The sequence below is a fragment of the Kitasatospora sp. CB01950 genome (genome assembly GCF_001905465.1).
Taxonomy (GTDB): domain Bacteria; phylum Actinomycetota; class Actinomycetes; order Streptomycetales; family Streptomycetaceae; genus Kitasatospora.
The window spans coordinates 84,180-103,034 of record NZ_LISX01000001.1; the positions used below are offsets into that span (position 1 = coordinate 84,180).

At 69.8% G+C, this 18,855-nt stretch carries 18 protein-coding genes; 10 read left to right on the forward strand and 8 right to left on the reverse strand.

Annotation, left to right across the window (positions count from 1 at the left end; all coding sequences use genetic code 11):
• The first annotated feature begins 166 nt into the window (after positions 1-166).
• Entirely contained in the window at positions 167-1,603 is a 1,437-nt protein-coding gene (locus tag AMK19_RS00370; RefSeq protein ID WP_073808238.1) for a CCA tRNA nucleotidyltransferase, read from the forward strand.
• 7 nt (positions 1,604-1,610) lie between these two features.
• On the opposite strand, the gene AMK19_RS38405 is transcribed toward AMK19_RS00370, so the two are convergent.
• Together AMK19_RS38405 and AMK19_RS00380 are read right to left on the reverse strand one after the other, a co-directional pair.
• The gene (locus tag AMK19_RS38405; protein ID WP_073807118.1) at positions 1,611-2,297 is read right to left on the reverse strand and encodes an LppU/SCO3897 family protein; all 687 of its coding nucleotides are present in this window, start codon (positions 2,295-2,297) and stop codon (positions 1,611-1,613) included.
• Positions 2,298-2,363: 66 nt separating this feature from the next.
• Positions 2,364-3,656 carry an MFS transporter gene (locus tag AMK19_RS00380; protein WP_073807120.1) on the reverse strand — a complete coding sequence of 431 codons (1,293 nt, stop codon included), beginning with the start codon at positions 3,654-3,656 and terminating at the stop codon, positions 2,364-2,366.
• A gap of 163 nt (positions 3,657-3,819) precedes the next feature.
• Here AMK19_RS00380 and AMK19_RS36375 point away from each other — a divergent pair, with 163 nt between their 5' ends.
• The gene (locus AMK19_RS36375) at positions 3,820-4,590 is read left to right on the forward strand and encodes a peptidoglycan-binding domain-containing protein (protein ID WP_073807121.1); all 771 of its coding nucleotides are present in this window, start codon (positions 3,820-3,822) and stop codon (positions 4,588-4,590) included.
• A 211-nt stretch (positions 4,591-4,801) separates the two neighbouring features.
• On the opposite strand, the gene AMK19_RS00390 is transcribed toward AMK19_RS36375, so the two are convergent.
• Both AMK19_RS00390 and AMK19_RS00395 read right to left on the reverse strand, forming a co-directional pair.
• Positions 4,802-5,884: an inositol-3-phosphate synthase gene (locus AMK19_RS00390; protein WP_073807123.1), complete on the reverse strand. Its 1,083-nt coding sequence runs from the start codon at positions 5,882-5,884 to the stop codon at positions 4,802-4,804.
• Between the two features lie 148 nt (positions 5,885-6,032).
• Positions 6,033-6,695, reverse strand: coding sequence for a PadR family transcriptional regulator (locus AMK19_RS00395; protein WP_073807124.1), 663 nt, complete (start codon positions 6,693-6,695; stop codon positions 6,033-6,035).
• Positions 6,696-7,231: 536 nt separating this feature from the next.
• On the opposite strand from AMK19_RS00395, the gene AMK19_RS00400 reads away from it, so the two are divergent.
• The 4 genes from AMK19_RS00400 to AMK19_RS00410 all read left to right on the forward strand — a co-directional run bounded on the left by AMK19_RS00400 (position 7,232) and on the right by AMK19_RS00410 (position 12,402).
• The gene (locus AMK19_RS00400; protein ID WP_241844178.1) at positions 7,232-9,625 is read left to right on the forward strand and encodes a transglycosylase domain-containing protein; all 2,394 of its coding nucleotides are present in this window, start codon (positions 7,232-7,234) and stop codon (positions 9,623-9,625) included.
• Positions 9,626-9,855: 230 nt separating this feature from the next.
• A complete protein-coding gene (locus AMK19_RS35775) occupies positions 9,856-10,011 on the forward strand; it encodes a hypothetical protein (protein WP_158071845.1) in 156 nt (51 codons plus the stop codon).
• 16 nt (positions 10,012-10,027) lie between these two features.
• The gene (locus AMK19_RS00405) at positions 10,028-10,477 is read left to right on the forward strand and encodes a hypothetical protein (protein WP_073807126.1); all 450 of its coding nucleotides are present in this window, start codon (positions 10,028-10,030) and stop codon (positions 10,475-10,477) included.
• 371 nt (positions 10,478-10,848) lie between these two features.
• Positions 10,849-12,402 carry a glycosyltransferase family 87 protein gene (locus tag AMK19_RS00410; RefSeq protein WP_443134979.1) on the forward strand — a complete coding sequence of 518 codons (1,554 nt, stop codon included), beginning with the start codon at positions 10,849-10,851 and terminating at the stop codon, positions 12,400-12,402.
• Between the two features lie 63 nt (positions 12,403-12,465).
• On the opposite strand, the gene AMK19_RS00415 is transcribed toward AMK19_RS00410, so the two are convergent.
• From AMK19_RS00415 to AMK19_RS00425, 3 genes are all read right to left on the reverse strand, one after another.
• Positions 12,466-13,497, reverse strand: coding sequence for an alanine racemase (locus AMK19_RS00415; protein ID WP_073807129.1), 1,032 nt, complete (start codon positions 13,495-13,497; stop codon positions 12,466-12,468).
• Between the two features lie 31 nt (positions 13,498-13,528).
• Positions 13,529-14,647, reverse strand: coding sequence for a lipid II:glycine glycyltransferase FemX (locus AMK19_RS00420; protein ID WP_073807130.1), 1,119 nt, complete (start codon positions 14,645-14,647; stop codon positions 13,529-13,531).
• A gap of 191 nt (positions 14,648-14,838) precedes the next feature.
• Complete coding sequence (locus AMK19_RS00425; RefSeq protein WP_073807132.1) at positions 14,839-15,144, reverse strand: hypothetical protein; 306 nt, start codon at positions 15,142-15,144, stop codon at positions 14,839-14,841.
• A 234-nt stretch (positions 15,145-15,378) separates the two neighbouring features.
• Between AMK19_RS00425 and rpsF the strand changes: the two genes are divergently transcribed.
• The 4 genes from rpsF (at position 15,379) to rplI (ending at position 17,127) form a co-directional block, all read left to right on the forward strand.
• Positions 15,379-15,669 (forward strand): 30S ribosomal protein S6, encoded by a 291-nt coding sequence (gene rpsF, locus AMK19_RS00430; protein ID WP_035864400.1) that lies wholly within the window; start codon positions 15,379-15,381, stop codon positions 15,667-15,669.
• 101 nt (positions 15,670-15,770) lie between these two features.
• Positions 15,771-16,358, forward strand: a complete 588-nt coding sequence (locus AMK19_RS00435) for a single-stranded DNA-binding protein (protein WP_073807133.1) — start codon at positions 15,771-15,773, stop codon at positions 16,356-16,358.
• Between the two features lie 68 nt (positions 16,359-16,426).
• Positions 16,427-16,663 (forward strand): 30S ribosomal protein S18, encoded by a 237-nt coding sequence (gene rpsR / locus AMK19_RS00440; protein WP_030457605.1) that lies wholly within the window; start codon positions 16,427-16,429, stop codon positions 16,661-16,663.
• A gap of 17 nt (positions 16,664-16,680) precedes the next feature.
• On the forward strand, positions 16,681-17,127 hold the full coding sequence (rplI, locus tag AMK19_RS00445) for a 50S ribosomal protein L9 (protein ID WP_073807135.1): 447 nt from the start codon (positions 16,681-16,683) through the stop codon (positions 17,125-17,127).
• Between the two features lie 103 nt (positions 17,128-17,230).
• On the opposite strand, the gene AMK19_RS00450 is transcribed toward rplI, so the two are convergent.
• The gene (locus AMK19_RS00450; protein WP_143199995.1) at positions 17,231-18,577 is read right to left on the reverse strand and encodes an MATE family efflux transporter; all 1,347 of its coding nucleotides are present in this window, start codon (positions 18,575-18,577) and stop codon (positions 17,231-17,233) included.
• Between the last annotated feature and the right edge of the window lie 278 nt (positions 18,578-18,855).

Below are 18,855 nucleotides of genomic sequence, written 5' to 3' on the forward strand. Positions count from 1 at the left end.
GGTAACGACGCTGTGCGGCCCGCAGTGTTGCGGGCCGGAAGCTGAGGAGCGGTGGGGTGAACGGAACGGGAAGGCGGCGGGGCAGGGCGGGCACGTACCCTTGTGAGCCGTGTCCACTGCCAATGCGTCCAGCACCAATCATTCCAGCTCCGCCGACCGGGTCGCCCTGCCCGGACTGACCGAGGCGCAGACCCTCGGCCTGCAGGAGCTGCTGCGGGTCTCCCCGGTCGCCGACGAGATCGCCGGCCGCTTCCAGGACGCCGGCCACCGGCTCTCGCTGGTCGGCGGCTCGGTCCGGGACGCCCTGCTCGGCAGGCTCGGCAACGACCTCGACTTCACCACCGACGCCCGCCCGCAGCAGATCCTCAAGCTGGTCAAGGGCTGGGCCGACGCGGTCTGGGACGTCGGCATCGCCTTCGGCACCGTCGGCGCGCGCAAGGACACTCCCGAGGGCTCGTTCCTCATCGAGATCACCACCTACCGCAGCGAGGCCTACGACCGCAGCTCCCGCAAGCCCGAGGTCAGCTACGGCGACTCGATCGAGCAGGACCTCGTGCGCCGCGACTTCACCGTCAACGCGATGGCCGTCGACCTGCCCGGCCGTAGCTTCGTCGACCCGCACCGCGGCCTGGACGACCTGGAGGCCCGGGTGCTGCGCACCCCCGCCACCCCCGAGGAGTCCTTCTCCGACGACCCGCTGCGGATGATGCGGGCCGCTCGCTTCGCCGCCCAGCTGGATTTCGAGCCGGCGCCCGAGGTGGTCGCCGCGATGACCGCGATGGCCGAGCGGATCACCATCGTCTCCGCCGAACGCGTCCAGGCCGAGCTCAACAAGCTGCTGCTCGCCGAGCACCCGGTCAAGGGCCTGCGGCTGCTGGTCGAGACCGGCCTCGCCGACCACGTGCTGCCCGAACTCCCGGCGCTGCGCCTGGAGAGCGACGAGCACCACCGTCACAAGGACGTCTACGAGCACTCGCTGACCGTCCTGGAGCAGGCCATCGCGCTGGAGACCGAGGGCCCCGACCTGGTGCTGCGGCTCGCCGCGCTGCTGCACGACATCGGCAAGCCGCGCACCCGCCGCTTCGAGTCCGACGGCCGGGTCTCCTTCCACCACCACGAGATGGTGGGCGCCAAGATGACCCGCAAGCGGATGCGCGAGCTCAAGTACTCGAACGAGCTGGTCGCCGAGGTGTCCAAGCTGGTCGAGCTGCACCTGCGCTTCCACGGCTACGGCGGCGGCGAGTGGACCGACTCCGCGGTGCGCCGCTACGTCACCGACGCCGGCCCGCTGCTGACCCGCCTGCACAAGCTGACCCGCTCCGACTGCACCACCCGCAACAAGCGCAAGGCCGCCGCGCTGGCCCGCACCTACGACTCGCTGGAGGAGCGGATCGCCGTCCTCCAGACGCAGGAGGAACTGGACGCGATCCGGCCCGCGCTGGACGGCAACGAGATCATGCAGCTGCTGGGCCTGCGCCCCGGCCCGGCGGTCGGCCGGGCCTACAAGCACATGCTCGAACTGCGCCTGGAGCACGGCCCGATGGAGCACGAGGCGGCCGTCGCCGCGCTGCGCGAGTGGTGGGCGGCGCAGCCGCAGGACTGACGTCCGCTCAGTGCTTCGTGGGCGCGGGAGCGGGGACGCCGTTCAGCGGGCCGATGCACAGCCGGTACTTGACCGTCTTCTTCTTGGACCGGTACTGGCTGTCGTAGGCCGTCGTCCCCGGGTGCTCATTGGCGCAGTTGTACGTGCTGATGAGGCCGGTGTGGCGCCCGACGACCTTCCAGTGGGCGTCCGCCGCGCTGCAGGTCACCGTCTTGTGGTCGGCGGTCAGGCAGTCGCCGACGTTCGCGCCCTTGTCGCTCCCGCCGGTCAGCGCGCGGAAGCCCAGCAGGGCGCCGATGCCGACGGCGATCAGCCCCAGGCCGACGGTCACGCTGCGGATCTTGGAGCGCCGGCTGAGCGGCTTGGGGGGCGGCGGCTGCTGCCCCCAGGCGGGCAACTGGCCGTCCCCCGCAGGCGGTTGGCCGTACGCGGGCTGCTGGCCGTACGGGGGCTCCTGCCCGGGGGCGGGAGGCTGCTGGCCGTACGCGGGCGGCTGCTCGCCGTAGGCCGGGGGCTGGCCGTATGCCGGGGCGGGCTGGGCGTAGCCGGAGGGCTGGCCGTATGCCGGGGCGGGTTGGCCGTAGCCGGAGGGCTGTCCGTACGGCGCGGGAGGCTGCTGGCCGTACGGCGCGGGAGGCTGCTGGCCGTACGGGCCGGGCTGGCCGTAGGGGCCGGGCGGTGGCGGCGTGCTCATTGTGTTCCCCCCAATGGCGACGAAGACGGTGCCGTGCGCCCACGTACCCTAGCGGCCATTGCCCGGTCAGGTACGGCGTGCCGCGCGGAAGTACAGCAGCGCGCCGAGCGCGTACAGCGCCGACAGGGCCAGCACGACCGGCGCCGAACGGCCGTTCAGGGGCAGGACCAGCGCCGCTGCTCCGGCGGCACCGACGAAGGCGACGTTCACCAGGACGTCGTAGATCGCGAACACCCGGCCGCGGAACTCGTCCTCGACCGACTCCTGCACCAGCGTGTCGGCGCAGATCTTGGTGCCCTGGGTGACCACGCCCAGCAGCAGCGCGGCGATCATCGCGGGCCCTTCCCGGAACGGCAGTCCGAGCGCCGGGACGAACACCGCCGCGCCCGCCAGACACACCGTCATCCACCCGGCCAGGCCGAGCCGGCGGGTGCACCACGGGCTGATCACCGCGGCCAGCCCGAAGCCCGCCGCGGACATCGCGACCGCCAGGCCCAGGGTGGCCAGGCCGCCCGCGGTGTCCTCGGCGCTGTTGAAGGTGTAGCGGGAGAGCATCAGCACCATGACGGTCAACATGCCGTAGCAGAACCGCGCCAGGGTGACGGCGGCCAGCGCGTGGGCGGCCGGACGGCAGTCCCGCACCAGGTGCCGCAGGCCGGCCAACAGGTCGTGCCAGGCGGTGGCCAACGCCTCGCGCAGCGAGGGGAGTGCGGCCCGGTGCGCGGGGCCCAGTTCGTCCGGCCCGATCCACTGCGCGGCCAGCGCCGCGGACAGGTACAGCAGCGCGGACAGCAGCACCGTCAAGGCCTCCGCGCCCGAGCCGGACGGCACCGCCACGCCCACCAGGAAGCCGAGACCGGCGCCGCCGGCCGCCGCGACCGTGCCCAGCGTCGGCGAGACGGCGTTGGCCGTGACCAGGTCGGCCGGGGCCACGACCCGGGGCAGCGACGCGGACAGCCCCGACAGGATGAACCGGTTGAGCGCCATCATCAGCAGTGCAGCCGTGTAGAACGACCAGCGCGGCGCCCCGCCCAGGATCAGGGCGACGGCGGCCAGGCAGAGCCCGAACCGGGCCAGATTGCCCATCAGCAGCACCTGCCGGCGCCGCCAGCGGTCCAGCAGCACCCCGGAGAACGGGCCGACCACCGAGAACGGCAGGGTCACCACCGCCAGCGCCACCGCGATGTCCGCGGGGGAGGACTGGTGCTCCGGGGAGAAGATCGCGTAGTTGGCCAGTGAGGCCTGGAACACCCCGTCCGACAGCTGCGAGAGCAGGCGCACCGTCAGCAGGCGGCGGAAACCGGCGCCGTGCAGCAGACCGCGCAGGGTGGCCTCTCGCGGGGGCCGTTCGGTGATCACCCGCCAAGGGTGCCACGAGGCCGACGGCGTTTCACGTGAAACATTCGCCAACTTCGTGCGGCGCGCGCCCCCTGTGCACCCCCGCACTACCGGTGACGTCACCGAATCGATGTCGTTGGGCACTTGAGGGGGAAGAACCATCTCGGAACGACGGGAGGCTCCCATGCGAGACGAGTTCACTGCCCTGTTGCTCGGTCAAACCGGCTACCACGAGGGTCGGGACGGCGACGGCACCTGGAACAACCGCCAGCGTTACAGCGAGGAAACCCCCGGCCTCGAATGGTCCGACGGCCAGCCCTGGTGCGCCACCTTCGAGGCCTGGGGCGCACACCGCACCGGTATGGACGGCATCTGGCCGATGACGGCGTCCTGCCTCGATGCCGTCGCCTGGTGGCGTGGCCACAACCGCTGGACGCCGTACCCCGTCCTCGGCGGTCCCTTCTACCTCGGCCCCGGCGGCGGCGATCACACCGGCGTCGTCTACGCCTACGACGCCGACACCATCTACACGGTGGAGGGCAACACCAACGACTCCGGCTCCACCGAGGGCGACGGGGTCTACCGCAAGTCCCGGGCCCGGCGTGGCCCCGGCTCCCCGTACGGCTACGGCGTGCCCGCCTACCCGGAGGGCACGGTCTCGGCGGACCCGGCGCTCGGGGGGATCCCGGCGGCGCGGACGTCCGGGCAGTCGACCACCCCCGCGCCCGGAACGCCCACCTGGCCGGGCCGCTACCTGCGGGTGCAGTCGCCGATGCTGCACGGCGACGACGTCCTGATGTGGCAGCAGCGGCTGGCCTGGCGCGGCTGGGCGATCACCGCCGACGGCTGGTACGGCCCCGCCTCGGCGCAGATCTGCCGGGCCTTCCAGCAGCGCCACGGCCTGTCGGTGGACGGCGTGGTCGGGCCGGTCACCTGGAACGAGGCCTGGAACTGAGAGGCGCCGCAAACGCCTGAGGGCCGCCCCGCGTGTGCGGGACGGCCCTCAGGTCGAGACTGACGAACGTCAGTGCTCAGAGCTCACAAGCTCGGCGCTCAGTCACTGCAGCGAGCAGGCTTCGCTTGCGCTCAGCGCTCAGTCACTACAGCGAGCAGGCTTCGCCTGCGCTCAGCGCTCAGCCACTGCAGCGAGCAGGCTTCGCCTGCGCTCAGCGCTCGACCTCGCCGCGGATGAACTTCTCGACGTTCTCCCTGGCCTCGTCGTCGAAGTACTGAACCGGCGGGGACTTCATGAAGTACGAGGACGCGGAGAGGATCGGGCCGCCGATGCCGCGGTCCTTGGCGATCTTCGCGGCGCGCACGGCGTCGATGATGACACCGGCCGAGTTCGGGGAGTCCCAGACCTCGAGCTTGTACTCCAGGTTCAGCGGAACGTCGCCGAACGCACGGCCCTCAAGGCGGACGTACGCCCACTTGCGGTCGTCGAGCCACGCGACGTAGTCGGACGGGCCGATGTGGACGTTCTTGGCACCCAGCTCACGGTCGCGGATCTGCGAGGTGACGGCCTGGGTCTTGGAGATCTTCTTGGACTCCAGGCGCTCGCGCTCGAGCATGTTCTTGAAGTCCATGTTGCCGCCGACGTTCAGCTGCATGGTGCGCTCGAGGATGACACCGCGGTCCTCGAACAGTTTGGCCATCACGCGGTGCGTGATGGTCGCGCCGACCTGGGACTTGATGTCGTCGCCGACGATCGGGACACCGGCCTCGGTGAACTTGTCGGCCCACTCCTTGGTGCCGGCGATGAACACCGGGAGGGCGTTCACGAAGGCGACCTTGGCGTCGATGGCGCACTGGGCGTAGAACTTGGCGGCGTTCTCGGAGCCCACCGGCAGGTAGCAGACGAGAACGTCGACCTGGCGGTCCTTGAGGATCTGGACGACGTCGACCGGGGTCTCGTCGGACTCCTCGATGGTCTCCCGGTAGTACTTACCCAGGCCGTCGAGGGTGTGACCACGCTGGACGGTGACGCCGGTCGGCGGCACGTCGCAGATCTTGATGGTGTTGTTCTCGCTGTTGCCGATGGCGTCGGCCAGGTCGAAGCCGACCTTCTTGGCGTCCACGTCGAAGGCGGCGACGAAGTCGACGTCCTTCACGTGGTACTCGCCGAACTGGACGTGCATCAGGCCGGGGACCTTACCGGCCGGGTCGGCGTCCTTGTAGTACTCGACACCCTGCACCAGCGAGGCGGCGCAGTTGCCCACGCCGACGATGGCTACGCGAACCGAACCCATTCCGGTTGCTCCCTGAATCTCATGAGGGTCGCCGTGGTGTGGCGGCACTCGTTCCACATCTGTTCTGACTGTCTGACGGGCGCGCGGGGCGCCCACGCCTCGCCGCGAGCGGCGGCAAGGCCGGCGCGGTGCTGCTACAGCGCTCCGGTCAGGAGCGCCCCGGGCGGTCGTACGGTGGCCCGGGCGGGTCCGAGGACCCGGCGGCCGGACCACGGCCGTCCGAAGTTGGGGGGGACGCGGGGCCGCGTCCGTTTCTGGTGGCCCGCTCGGTCTCGATCAGCTCGTTGAGCCATCGGACCTCGCGTTCCACGGATTCCAGGCCGTGGCGCTGGAGTTCGAGGGTGTAGTCGTCGAACCGCTCGCGGGTGCGGGCGATGGAGCTGCGCATCCGCTCCAGCCGCTCCTCCAGCCGGCTGCGGCGGCCTTCCAGCACGCGCATCCGGACGGCCCGGTCGGTCTGGCCGAAGAAGGCGAAGCGCACACCGAAGTGCTCGTCCTCCCAGGCGTCCGGACCGGACTCGGCGAGCAGCTCCTCGAAGCGCTGCTTCCCCTCGGGGGAGAGCCGATAGACGATCTTCGACCGCTTGCCGTTGAGCGCGGTGGCCGGGACGTACTCGACGTCCGGGTTGTCCTCGACCAGGAAGCCCTGGGCGACCAGGTTCTTCAGGCACGGGTACAGCGTTCCGTAGGAGAAGGCCCGGAACGAGCCCAGCAGGACGTTGAGCCGCTTGCGCAGCTCGTACCCGTGCATGGGCGCGTCGTGGAGCAGGCCGAGGACGGCGAATTCGAGGACGCCGGAGCGTCGGCTCATGCCGCCTTCCTCCTTCCGTAGCGGGGTCCTGCTCTTCGGATGCGGGCCCGGCCCGCAGGGTATGCCGAGCCGATGTGTCGCGCCGATGTATCGGCTCGATATATCGGCAACAGTAACCCTGGGTCACGGAAGGAGCAAGAGGGGCACGCGTAACCGCGATCACAAGGCCTTTGGGCAACGGGCGTGTAATGAATCCCGGTCGGTTCGTCCGGGTTGGCCTCCGATGCCCGATTGGAGACCTTTCTGGGGGCCGTACTCTGTCGCCTGTGCACCCTGAGCGAGGAGCTTGCTGAGAGATGAGCGAACACCGGCGTAGGTCGGCCAACCCCGGGGGCGAAGAGCAGCCCCCCAGGCGGGCATCCGCCGGGCGCCCGTATGCCTACGGCAGTCCCGTCGAGGGTGCACCCGACTACGCGCGCGACCAGTTGGCCGGCCCCGGTGGTCCCGGTCGTCCCGGTCCGGGAGGGCCCGGCCCCGCCGGTGGCCGCCGTGCGCCGCGGGAGACGGCCCAGCAGCCCAGGTTGACCCGGGCGGAGATGCGCAAGCAGTCCCGCAAGGGCGGCGGGGGCGGCGGTTCCGACGGTCCGCCGAACGGTCGGAATGCCGGCCGCAACGGCAAGCCGGGCAAGAAGCGGCTGATCGACTACCCGCGCTTCGGCAAGTCCGGCTTCAAGCGGTGGATGCCGTCCTGGAAACAGGTGCTGAGCCTGTTCCTGATCTTCTTCGGCGGCAGTGTGGCCGCCATAGGCGCGGCGTTCGCCTTCATTCCAGTGCCGAACGCCAAGGACTCCATCAAGCTCCAGAACAACATCTACTACTGGGCCGACGGCTCCGAGATGGCACGCAAGGGCGACACCAACAAGCAGTGGGTGGAGCTCTCGGAGATCAGCCGCCCGGCCCAGGACGCGGTGATCGCGGCCGAGAACGAGACCTTCCGCACCGACAAGGGCATCGACCCCAAGGGCATCGCCCGCGCCGTCTACAACATGGCGAGCGGCGGCGAGACCCAGGGCGGCTCGACCATCACCCAGCAGTACGTGAAGAACGTCTACCTGTCGCAGGAGCAGACGCTCAGCCGCAAGGCCAAGGAATTCATCATCGCGCTGAAGATCGCGGACGATAAGGACACGATCCTCACCGGCTACCTCAACACCAGCTGGTACGGCCGCGGCGCCACCGGCATCCAGGCCGCCGCGCAGGCGTACTACGGGGTGGACGCCAACAAGGTGGACGTCTGTCAGGGCGCCATGCTGGCAGGCCTGTTGAAGGGTGCGGCGCTGTACGACCCGACCCTGAACCAGGGCAACCACGACCGGATGCAGGAGCGCTGGGAGTACGTCCTCAACCGGATGGAGGCCACCAAGGTCATCACGGCCGAGGAGCGCGCCAAGTGCGGGCAGAAGTTCCCCGAGCCGATCTCGGTGAAGGCCCCGGCCAGCATGCAGGGCGAGGTCTACTACCTGGTCGAGGCCGCCAACCAGTTCGTGATGGCCAATGACAAGTCCATCAACGAGGCCCAGCTGAACCGCGGCGGCTTCCAGATCCACACCACCTTCGAGAAGGACAAGGTGGATGCCCTGAAGACGGCCGTGGACCAGGTCAAGAATGAGTCGCTGGACACCAACAAGCGTGAGGCGGACAAGTTCGTCCAGGTCGGTGCTGCCTCGGTGAACCCCAGCAATGGTGCGATCGTGGCGATGTACGGCGGCGACGGCATCGAGAACGGCCACTACAGCAACAACGCGGACTCCAAGGTCCCGGTCGGCTCGACCTTCAAGCCGTTCGTGCTGGCTGCCGCGATGCAGTACGGCGTGCAGACCAAGAGCGGCGCGAACGGTCAGCCGACCCAGATCAACTCGGACTCGCTGTACCTCGCGGACAACATGTCGCCGATCTACTCCAAGGACGGCAAGCCGCTGACGGGCGACGACGGCAAGCCCTACAAGCAGCGCAACGACGGCCCGGGGAAGCCCGGTTACGTGTCGTTGAAGCGGGCCATGCAGAACTCGTACAACGTCCCGTTCGTGCAGCTCGGCCAGGACGTGGGCGGCAAGACCGTGGAGAAGATGGTCACCGAGCTGGGAATCCTGCCCGGCAGCCTGGAGCCGTCCTCGACCATCACCTTCCCGCTGGGCACCTCGCACCCGAGCTCGATCCGGATGGCCTCGGCCTACTCGGTGTTCGCGGCCCGCGGGCAGCAGATCGACCCGTACTCGGTGTCGAAGGTGGAGCGCGACGGCAAGGAGATGCCGAACCTCACCAGGAACCCGCAGCCGAAGAAGGTGTTGGAGCAGGCGGTCGCCGACAACGTCACCGACGTGCTGGAGAACGTGGCGAAGAACGGCACCGGCACCAAGACCAACTCGCTCGGACGGCCGGTGGCCGGCAAGACCGGTACCACCGATGCCGGTACCTCGGCCTGGTGGGTGGGGTACACCCCGGAGCTGTCCACCGCGGTCGGCATGTGGCGCGAGGAGCCCGGCAACCCCAAGTTGCTGTCGCTGAACGGCACCGCGGGCCACGAGTCCGTGCACGGTGGTGACTTCCCGACCGACATCTTCACCCGGTACATGAAGATCGTCATGAAGGACAAGCCGATCAAGGACTTCCCGAACCCCGCGCCGTGGGGCACCCAGGTCGACTCCTCGGGCGCCCCGATCAGCCCGTCGGCGCCCGCCTCGGCCTCGTCCTCGACGTCCGCGGAGTCGAGCGCGTCGACCGAGCCGTCCGGCTCCAAGTCGCCGGACGCCGGCGAGTCGCCGTCGCCGAGCGGCAGCTCGACCTGCCAGGGCAATGGCAACGGCAACGGCAACTGCGGTCCTTCCCGGTCGCCGAAGCCGAGCAAGAGCCCGAGCGAGAGCGCCAGCGGCAGCCCGAGCGCGCCGCCGGGCGGCGGGCCCGGCGGCCTGGTCGGACTCATGGGCCACTAGCGCACCAGCAGAATCCCGGCGCAACCGCCACAGAGGGGCACCGGATCGCGGACGGCGATCCGGTGCCCCTCTTCGGTGTATTGCGGGCAGGCCGGCGAACGACCCGTCAGGCGGAGTTCTCGTTGGAGACGTCCAGGCAGGTGTGAGCGTGTGCCGCCCGCGCCGGTGTTGCCCCAGGCGTTGAGGCAGTTTTGGGCGGCTGCGCGCGGCTGCATCTGGATGCCCTTGCGATGAGGTCACCGCGCCTGGACTACGTGGACTCGGAGATCTACGACGTGCTGCGCCGTTACCAGGGGCCTGGACAGGAGGTGTACGACGAGGCCAAGAAGCGGGTTGGGCTTTACTGCATCATGGCGAAGTACAACGCCATCTCCCGCAACCGCTAGTGGAGTTGAGAGCGCGATGCCCGCAGACCAGCCGTTTGTCAGGCACGAGGGGACCGTCGTCCTCCTGATGTTGCTGTTCGGCTTTCTCACCACTCCGGTGTTGATCCTCTACGGCGTCAGGGGACTGCTCCGTGCCAGGCAAGCCGTCTCCCGGGCGGCGATCTTGGTGGCAGGCTCCGTTCTGGCGTGGGCCATGACGATCGGTCTTTACACCTGGGGCCTGCTGCACCTGTTCATAGCCGACGACTACACCGAGGCAAGGGCGTGCGACGCGGCGTTGGGGAAGTCCCTTGTGGGGTACGACCCCTCGTTCGTCCCCTTGCGGTTCGACTGCATCGGCTCCGATGGCCACACGGCTTCCGTGGTCGTCCCTTCGTACATCAACCCGGTGCTGGCCGTGCTCGTGGTCTGTGCCGTGACGCTCACCGCATTCGCGATCGTTCGAACCAAGGAGAGAACCCCGTGACGGCGAACACTCCTCGGCGCAGCGTGCTGCGCCGTGCCAGTGGCGTTGCCGCAGGCGCCGTGATCGGATCACAGGTGTTCGCGGTGCCCGGTCATGCGGCGGTACCCACCCCCGGGCCCCGACGGTGACCGGTTGCGCAGGCTCCGCGAGTGGGCCTTCACCCCCGGACGGGGTGCGGGGAGCATGACCGATCCGCTCCAGCCCGAGCGTCTGGAGGCCGCGAAGCGCCTGGCCGGTAGGCAGGCCTGACCTCTTGGCCACAGTGGCGGGGCCAGGTCTGGTCGAATCCCGGCGCAACCGCCACAGAGGGGCACCGGATCGCGGACCGCGATCCTGTGCCCCTCTTCGGTTGCGGGCGAGGGTGCGGCAGTATGTGCGCCATGACGTCCAGCCTGCGTGACGAGACCTCAGCGCCCGGACCGGCTCCGGCCGCGGGGCCGCTGCCGAACACCGTGGTGGTGCCTGCGGACGAGGACCCGGTGGCGGAGGCCGGCAGCGAGCTGCTGGGCGGGCCGCCCGGGCGTCGGGCGCTGCTCGGGGTGTCCTGGTGGACGCCCGCGAAGTTCCTGGCGGTGGCGGTGATCGTCGTCTACGTGCTGGGGCTGTTCCAGAAGGCGTCGTGCTTCCACGAGGGCTGGTTCTTCGGCGCCACCAGCCAGTACACGCACGCCTGTTACAGCGACATCCCGCACCTGTTCTCGGCGCGCGGCTTCGCGGACGGCAGCCGGCCGTACCTGGACCCGATCCCGCAGGGTTCGCCGGACATGCAGTACCTGGAGTACCCGGTGCTGACCGGTCTGTTCATCCAGATCGCGGCCTGGCTGACCACCCACAGCGGCGACATGATGAGCCGCGAGCAGTGGTTCTGGCTGGTCAACGCCGGGATGCTGCTGATCTGCGCGGTGATCGCGGTGGTCGCGGTCTCCCGCACCAACCGCCGCCGCCCGTGGGACGCGCTGCTGTTCGCCCTGGCCCCGTGCCTGGCGCTGGACTCCACCATCAACTGGGACCTGCTCGCGGTGGCACTGGCCGCCGTGGCGATGGCGTACTGGTCGGGCTCCAGGCCGGTCCTGGCGGGTGTGTTCATCGGTCTGGCGACCGCCGCGAAGCTCTATCCGCTGCTGCTGCTCGGACCCCTGCTGGTGCTCTGTCTGAGAACCGGCAAATGGAGGGACTTCGGCCTGGTCTTCGGCGGCACGGCCGGTGCCTGGCTGATCGTCAACGTGCCGATCATGCTGGCGAATTGGAAGGGCTGGCTGACCTTCTACAGCTTCAGCCAGGTCCGCACCGAGGACTACGGCTCGTTCTGGCTGATCCTGATGCAGGCGGTACGCAACGGGCAGCACCTGGAGAGCCTGAACACCTGGATCGCGATCCTGCTGGTGGTCAGCTGCCTGGCGATCGGCTGGCTGGCAATCAGCGCCCCGCGCCGCCCGCGCTTCGCGCAGCTGGCTTTCCTGGTGGTCGCCGCGTTCGTGCTGACCAACAAGGTGTACTCGCCGCAGTACGTGCTCTGGCTGATCCCGCTGGCGGTGCTGGCCCGGCCGCGCTGGCGGGACATCCTGATCTGGCAGGCCTGCGAGGTGCTGTACTTCCTCGGCATCTGGTCGTACCTGGCCTACAACGGCGACACCAAGCACCACGGCATCGACCTGCAGTGGTACCACTTCTCGATCGCGCTGCACCTGGTCGGCACCCTGTACATCTGCTACCTGGTGGTCCGCGACATCCTCTACCCGGACCGCGATCCGGTGCGCTGGGACGGCAGCGACGACCCGTCGGGCGGTGTGCTGGACGGCGCCCCGGACCGGTTCGTGCTCGGCTCGGCGCGCGGCCTGCGCGAGGAGGAGAGCTACGCCGACTACGCCCCGCAGGGCGAGGCCGACTGGCTGGTCAAGATCGAACCCGAGCAGCAGCCCAAGTAGGCCGGAAGCAACCGAGCCCGCCTCCCGGAAGGGAGGCGGGCTCGGCCCGTTGAGCGGCCGGTCTCAGCGTTCGACCACCTGGTCGAAGTGTGTGGTGGTGTGACGGATCGTCAGCGACAGTTCGTCGCCCACGGCGGGCGCCTTCAGCTCGCCGGGCAGGAACAGGATCGACACCTGCATGTGCGGCGGCTCGGCGAACCACAGCTGCTTGCCCTGCCAGGTGTACGGGGAGAGCGTCCGGTTCATGGTGGCCAGGCCGGCCCGGGCCAGGCCCTTGGCGCGGGGCAGTATCCCGTTGACGTACTTGGGAGCCTCCAGGCCGACGCCGTGCGCGGTGCCGCCGGCCACCACCAGCAGGTGTCCGGCGGACGGGGCCTTGTGCTGCCGGTAGCCGTAGCGCTCGCCGCGCCCGATCGGGGTGACGTCCAGGACGGTGGCCCGGGAGGACAGCGCGCCCACGTCGCCGAGCCACAGCCGGGTGCCGATCCGGGAGCGGAACTCGGTGTCGGGGTGGCGTTCGGCCAGCCGCTGGACGTCCTTGGCGGCCAGGTGGCTGAGGTAGGCGGTGCCGGTGGGGAGCCCGGCGGCTTCGAGTGCCCGGACCCAGCCGGTCACTTCGTCCACCGGGTCCGAGCCGTCCGGCCGGTCCAGCGGCAGGTGCAGTGCGAAGCCTTCCACCTTCAGGTGGCCGACCGGCAGTTCGGCGAGGTCGCCGATCCGGATGCCGTGCCGGCGCATGCTGGTCATGCACTCCACCACCACGCGGGCGCCGGCGGGCAGTGCGGCCAGCGCCTCCGGGTGGGCGACCGTCCGCACCACCCGGTCGGCGGGCAGTTCCACCTCGGGCTCGCCGGCCCGGTAGGGGGTGAGCACCAGCAGGTCGCCGGGGAAGGCGTCGGCCATCGCCGCGGCCTCGTCCGCGGTGCCGACGGCCAGCAGGGGGCTGCCCAGCCGGGCCGCCTCCTCGGCGAGCCGCCGGTTCCCGAAGCCGTAGCCGTTGCCCTTGGCGACCGGGACGAGACCGGGGAACTCGGCCAGCAGCCCGCGCTGGTGCGCGCGCCAGCGGTCGCCGTCCACGTACATCGTCAAGGTCATCGCGTTCTCCCCGTGAAAGTTCTGACGTGAGCTAGCGGCGCGACATGTAGAGGTCGAGCGCCTTGTGCAGCAGCTTGTTGAGCGGGTAGTCCCACTCGCCGAGGTACTCCGCGGCCTGGCCGCCGGTGCCGACCTTGAACTGGATGAGTCCGAACAGGTGGTCGTTCTCGTCCAGGGTGTCGCTGATGCCGCGCAGGTCGTAGACGCTCGCGCCGAGCGCGTACGAGTCGCGGATCATCCGCCACTGGATGGCGTTGGACGGCTTGACCTCGCGCTTGTGGTTGGCGGAGGCGCCGTAGGAGTACCAGACGTGCTCGCCGACGGTGAGCATGGTGGTCGCGGCCAGCGCCTCGCCGTCGTGGTAGGCGAGGTAGAGCCGCATCCGGTTCGGGTCCTCGGCGGTGAGCGCCTTCCACATCCGCTGGAAGTAGGACAGCGGGCGCGGGGTGAAGTGGTCGCGTTCGGCGGTGACCACGTACAGCTGGTGGAAGACCGCGAGGTCCTCGTAGCTGCCCTGGACCACCTCGACGCCGCTCTTCTCGGCCTTCTTGATGTTGCGCCGCCACAGCTGGTTGAAGCCGCGCTGGACGTCGTCCAGCGAGCGGTTGGCGAGCGGCACCTGGAAGACGTAGCGGGGCTGGACGTCGCCGAAGCCGGCGCCGCCGTCCTCGCCCTGCAGCCAGCCGGAGCGGCGCAGGCGCTCGGCGGCCTCCAGGGCGCGCGGCTCGGACCAGTCCGGTTCGACGTCGCGCAGCCGCTTGGCCTCCTTGCCCGCGATCGCCTCCTTGATGGTGGAGGCCTCCCAGCGGCGGACCACCACCGGCGGGCCCATCTTCACCGTGAACGCGCCCTGCGCCTTCAGGTGCGCCAGCATCGGCTTCAGCCAGCGGTCGAGGTCCGGGTCGAACCAGTCGATGACCGGGCCTTCGGGCAGGTACGCCAGGTACCGCTTCACCTTGGGCAGCTGGCGGTAGAGCACCAGCCCGGCGCCGACCAGCTCGCCGGCCGCGTCGAACCAGCCGAGGCTCTCGGCGCGCCACTCCGCCTTGACGTCCGCCCAGGAGGGCACCTGCATGTGGCTCGCCGAAGGCCGGCTCTGCACAAAAGCCAGGTGTTCCTCACGCGTGATCGTCCGCAGACGCAGGCTCATGCTCCGTGCTCCTCCTCGTCGGGCTTGTCCAAGGTGACCCTATCGCCCGAATGGTCCGATTCGGCCGGGAAGCGGTCCGACATGGTTGTGCCCTCCCGCTCGCACCTGTGCTGGCACAGGTACTACGCCGGGAGGGCACAGGAGGTTGCGCGCTCTTCGCCGGGTTCACCCGGCTCCGCCGCGCGCGAAGGTCACCACACGCCCCCGAACAGTCCTCCGTGCGCCACGCCGAGGAACAGTCCGAATGCGGCGGCGCCCGTTCCGATCACCACCAGGAAGCGCTCGGCGGTGGTGACCGACACGAAGAGGCCGATCATTCCGGTGATGATCCCGGCCAGTCCGGTCCACGAACTGAGCAGGTGCAGGTGGTAGAAGAACGAGGTGACGAAGGCGACCGCGCCGAGGAGCAGTGTCACCCCGACGAGGGCGTTCTCCCGCGGGTGCGGATTGCCGTCGGTGTTGAGGGTGAACTGCGGCCGGTGGACGTTCTGCGCCATAGGACCCACCTCCCGTGGTGGAGGGAACGTTCGCTCCGTCCAGATTGCGACCGATATGCCCGAAATGACAACCCGGGGATCCCGCGTTTTGTCCGTCGGTCGGCTCACCCGGTAGGCTGGCCCCTCTGCACTGGTGTAGGAGCGTGCCCGCACGCCCCGATCCCGGTGTTGACGCGCACAACCCTCCTGCCACGGAGAGACCGTGGCCGCTGAGTCCAAAGGAGGTGGGTTCACATGCGTCACTACGAGCTGATGGTCATCCTCGACCCGTCGGTCGAGGAGCGCGCTGTCGCCCCCCTGATCGAAGGTTTCCTCAACGTCGTCCGCACCGGCGGCGGCAAGGTTGAGAAGATCGACACCTGGGGCCGTCGTCGCCTGGCGTACGAGATCAACAAGCAGTCCGAGGGCATCTACTCGGTCATCGACCTCAAGGCCACGCCCGAGGTCGTCAAGGAGCTCGACCGCCAGCTCAGCCTGAGCGAGTCGGTTCTGCGGACCAAGGTCCTGCGCCCGGACACCCACTGAGCCCACTTCCGGCACTGATGCCGGAGGGCTCGCGTCCGGTGTTCCACGTGGAACACCGCTGACGAGCACCGCAGAACTTCTTTCCGAGAGGTCATCACCACATGGCAGGCGAGACCGTCATCACCCTCGTCGGCAATCTCGTCGACGACCCCGAGCTGCGTTTCACTCCGTCGGGCGCCGCGGTGGCCAAGTTCCGCATCGCGTCGACCCCGCGCACCTTCGACCGTCAGACCAACGAGTGGAAGGACGGCGAAAGCCTCTTCCTCACGTGCAACGTCTGGCGTCAGCCGGCGGAGAACGTGGCCGAGTCGCTGCAGCGCGGCATGCGCGTCATCGTGCAGGGCCGACTGCGCCAGCGGTCTTACGAGACCAAGGAAGGCGAGAAGCGGACGGTCTTCGAGGTCGAGGTCGATGAGGTCGGCCCGAGCCTGCGCTCGGCGACCGCCAAGGTCACCCGTGCCAACCGCTCCGGCGGTCCCGGCGGCGGTGGCGGCTTCGGCGGCCAGCAGGGCGGCAGCGGTTACAGCGGCGGCCAGCAGGGCGGCGGCAACTGGGGTGGAAACTCCGGTGGCGGTCAGTCCGGCCCGTCCGACGACCCGTGGGCGTCCAGCGCCCCGTCCGGTGGCAACCAGGGCGGTAGCTGGGGCGCCCCGTCCGGTGGCGGCTACTCGGAAGAGCCCCCGTTCTAAAGCGGTGCATGTCGGTCCTCCCGTGGGACCGGCAACGCTGACAGATCTCGTACTCAACGGAGCACACAATGGCGAAGCCGCCTGCTCGCAAGCCGAAGAAGAAGGTTTGCGTCTTCTGCAAGGACAAGGCCACTTACGTGGACTACAAGGACACGAACCTGCTGCGGAAGTTCATTTCCGACCGCGGCAAGATCCGTGCCCGCCGGGTCACCGGCAACTGCACCCAGCACCAGCGTGACGTCGCCACGGCCGTGAAGAACAGCCGTGAGATGGCCCTGCTGCCCTACACCTCCACCACGCGCTAAGAGAGGGTGACCGAACAATGAAGATCATCCTCACTCACGAGGTCCCCGGCCTCGGCAGCGCCGGCGAGGTCGTCGAGGTCAAGGACGGCTACGCCCGTAACTTCCTGGTCCCGCGTGGCTTCGCCATCCGCTGGACCAAGGGCGGTCAGAAGGACGTCGACGCCATCCGTCGCGCCCGGAAGATCCACGCCATCCAGACCCTTGAGGCCGCCAACGAGGTCAAGGCCACCCTTGAGGGCCTGCAGGTCAAGCTGGCCGTTCGCTCCGGCGACGCCGGCCGCCTGTTCGGCTCGGTGACCCAGGCCGACGTCGTGGAGGCCATCAAGGCCGCCAACGGCCCGGCCGTGGACAAGCGCGCCGTCGCGATCGGCTCGCCGATCAAGACCGTGGGCACCCACAAGGTCTCGGTCAAGCTGCACTCGGACGTTCAGGCCAACCTCGACGTCGCCGTCGTCGCTGCCTGATCTCTGCCGCAGAGCTGACGAAGGGGCCGGACTCCACTCGGAGTCCGGCCCCTTCGCCGTGCGGTGGCGGGCTGCCGTGGCAGGCCTGCTCGGCCTGCCGGGTCTAGGCCCGGACTGCTCCGGTGACCATCCACCGGCCGGTGCGTATCCGGCCGGACAGGACTGCGGCCCGGGCCAGCATGAACAGGTTCATCGCCCACCACAGCCCGACCAGGCCCAGGCCCAGGGCGGGTACCGCGAGCGCGGCCGGCGCGAACAGCAGCAGGGCGGCGAGCATCCCCCAGGCGAGGAAGCCGCCGTCGCCGGCGCCCATCAGCACGCCGTCCAGCACGAACACCAGGCCGCCGAGCGGCTGGGTCAGCGCCGCCAGCAGCAGCACGGTGGACAGCTGGGCCCGTACCGACGGGTCGTCGGTGAACAGCGGGACGTACAGCGGCCGGGCCAGCACCATCAGCAGGCCCAGCAGCACGCCCGCGCCGACGCCCCACTCGATCATCCGCCGGGTCGCCGCCCGGGTGCCCGGCAGGTCTCCGGCACCCAGGTAGCGGCCGATGATGGCCTGCCCGGCGATCGCCACGGCGTCCAGCGCGAAGGCCGTGAACGACCAGATGGTCATGGTGATCTGGTGGGCGGCGATCTCGGTGTCGCCCAGGCGCGCGGCCACCGCGGTGGCGAGCAGCAGGGCGGCGCGCAGGCTCAGGGTGCGCACCATCAGCGGGCCGCCGGCCCGGGCGGAGGCCTTGATCCCGGCGAGGTCGGGCCGCAGGCCGGCGCCCTCCCGGCGGGCGCCGCGGACCACCACGGCCACGTACACCGCGGCCATCGCGTTCTGCGCGATCACGGTGCCCCAGGCGGAGCCGGCCACGCCGAGGCCGGCGCCGTAGACCAGGCCGAGGTTGAGCAGCAGGTTGGCGGTGAACCCGCCGATCGCGACCAGCAGCGGGGTGCGGGTGTCCTGGAACCCGCGCAGCACGCCGGTGGCGGCCAGCACCAGCAGCATCGCGGGCACGCCGAGGGCGCTGATCCGCAGGTAGGTGACGGCGTACGGGGCGGCGGTGGGGGAGGCCCCGAGCAGGTGGGCGGCCTGCGGGGCGAAGGCCAGCGTGAGCACGACCATGCCGGCGGAGAGGAGCAGGGCCAGCCAGATGCCGTCGATGCCCTGTTGGACGGCGGCCCGGCGGTCCCCGGCGCCGAGTCGGCGGGCGACCGCGCCGGTGGTGGCGTAGGCGAGGAAGACGAAGATCCCGGCGGCGGTGGTGAGGGCGGCGGAGGCGATGCCGAGGCCGGCCAGTTGGGCGGTGCCGAGGTGGCCGACGATCGCGGAGTCGGCCATCAGGAAGAGCGGTTCGGCGACCAGCGCGCCGAAGGCCGGGACCGCCAGGGCGAGGATCTCGCGGTCGTGGCGGCGGCGTTCGGGGGCGGGGGTGGGACGGACGGGCGTCGCGGGCATGGGGTTCACCCTACTCATCCACAGGTAATGATTGCTACTGGCTTGTGACTATTACCTTTCCTGTGGACGGACGGCGGATCGAACGGTCGATCGAACAGCTGGGCGGCTTCGCTCCCCGCTGTGTGAAGAATTTCTCATGCACAGGCCGTGGATGAGGTCCTCGCAGGTCAGCGAGTTGACACCAGGGCGATCGTGTGGTTATCCACAGCGGTGTCCACAGGGTTGTGCACAGCTTTCCGGGGGTTCTCCACAGCCTGCGGACAGTTGTCCACATGCCC

Coding starts and splice junctions, on each gene's coding strand:
- AMK19_RS38405 (WP_073807118.1), bottom strand. CDS start 2,297: ATGAGCACGCCGCCACCGCCCGGCCCCTACGGCCAGCCCGGCCCGTAC.
- AMK19_RS00420 (WP_073807130.1), bottom strand. CDS start 14,647: ATGAGCCTGCGTCTGCGGACGATCACGCGTGAGGAACACCTGGCTTTT.
- rpsF (WP_035864400.1), top strand. CDS start 15,379: ATGCGTCACTACGAGCTGATGGTCATCCTCGACCCGTCGGTCGAGGAG.
- rpsR (WP_030457605.1), top strand. CDS start 16,427: ATGGCGAAGCCGCCTGCTCGCAAGCCGAAGAAGAAGGTTTGCGTCTTC.
- AMK19_RS00450 (WP_143199995.1), bottom strand. CDS start 18,577: ATGCCCGCGACGCCCGTCCGTCCCACCCCCGCCCCCGAACGCCGCCGC.
- AMK19_RS36375 (WP_073807121.1), top strand. CDS start 3,820: ATGCGAGACGAGTTCACTGCCCTGTTGCTCGGTCAAACCGGCTACCAC.
- AMK19_RS35775 (WP_158071845.1), top strand. CDS start 9,856: ATGAGGTCACCGCGCCTGGACTACGTGGACTCGGAGATCTACGACGTG.
- AMK19_RS00435 (WP_073807133.1), top strand. CDS start 15,771: ATGGCAGGCGAGACCGTCATCACCCTCGTCGGCAATCTCGTCGACGAC.
- rplI (WP_073807135.1), top strand. CDS start 16,681: ATGAAGATCATCCTCACTCACGAGGTCCCCGGCCTCGGCAGCGCCGGC.
- AMK19_RS00390 (WP_073807123.1), bottom strand. CDS start 5,884: ATGGGTTCGGTTCGCGTAGCCATCGTCGGCGTGGGCAACTGCGCCGCC.
- AMK19_RS00425 (WP_073807132.1), bottom strand. CDS start 15,144: ATGGCGCAGAACGTCCACCGGCCGCAGTTCACCCTCAACACCGACGGC.
- AMK19_RS00395 (WP_073807124.1), bottom strand. CDS start 6,695: ATGAGCCGACGCTCCGGCGTCCTCGAATTCGCCGTCCTCGGCCTGCTC.
- AMK19_RS00400 (WP_241844178.1), top strand. CDS start 7,232: ATGCGCAAGCAGTCCCGCAAGGGCGGCGGGGGCGGCGGTTCCGACGGT.
- AMK19_RS00415 (WP_073807129.1), bottom strand. CDS start 13,497: ATGACCTTGACGATGTACGTGGACGGCGACCGCTGGCGCGCGCACCAG.
- AMK19_RS00405 (WP_073807126.1), top strand. CDS start 10,028: ATGCCCGCAGACCAGCCGTTTGTCAGGCACGAGGGGACCGTCGTCCTC.
- AMK19_RS00410 (WP_443134979.1), top strand. CDS start 10,849: ATGTGCGCCATGACGTCCAGCCTGCGTGACGAGACCTCAGCGCCCGGA.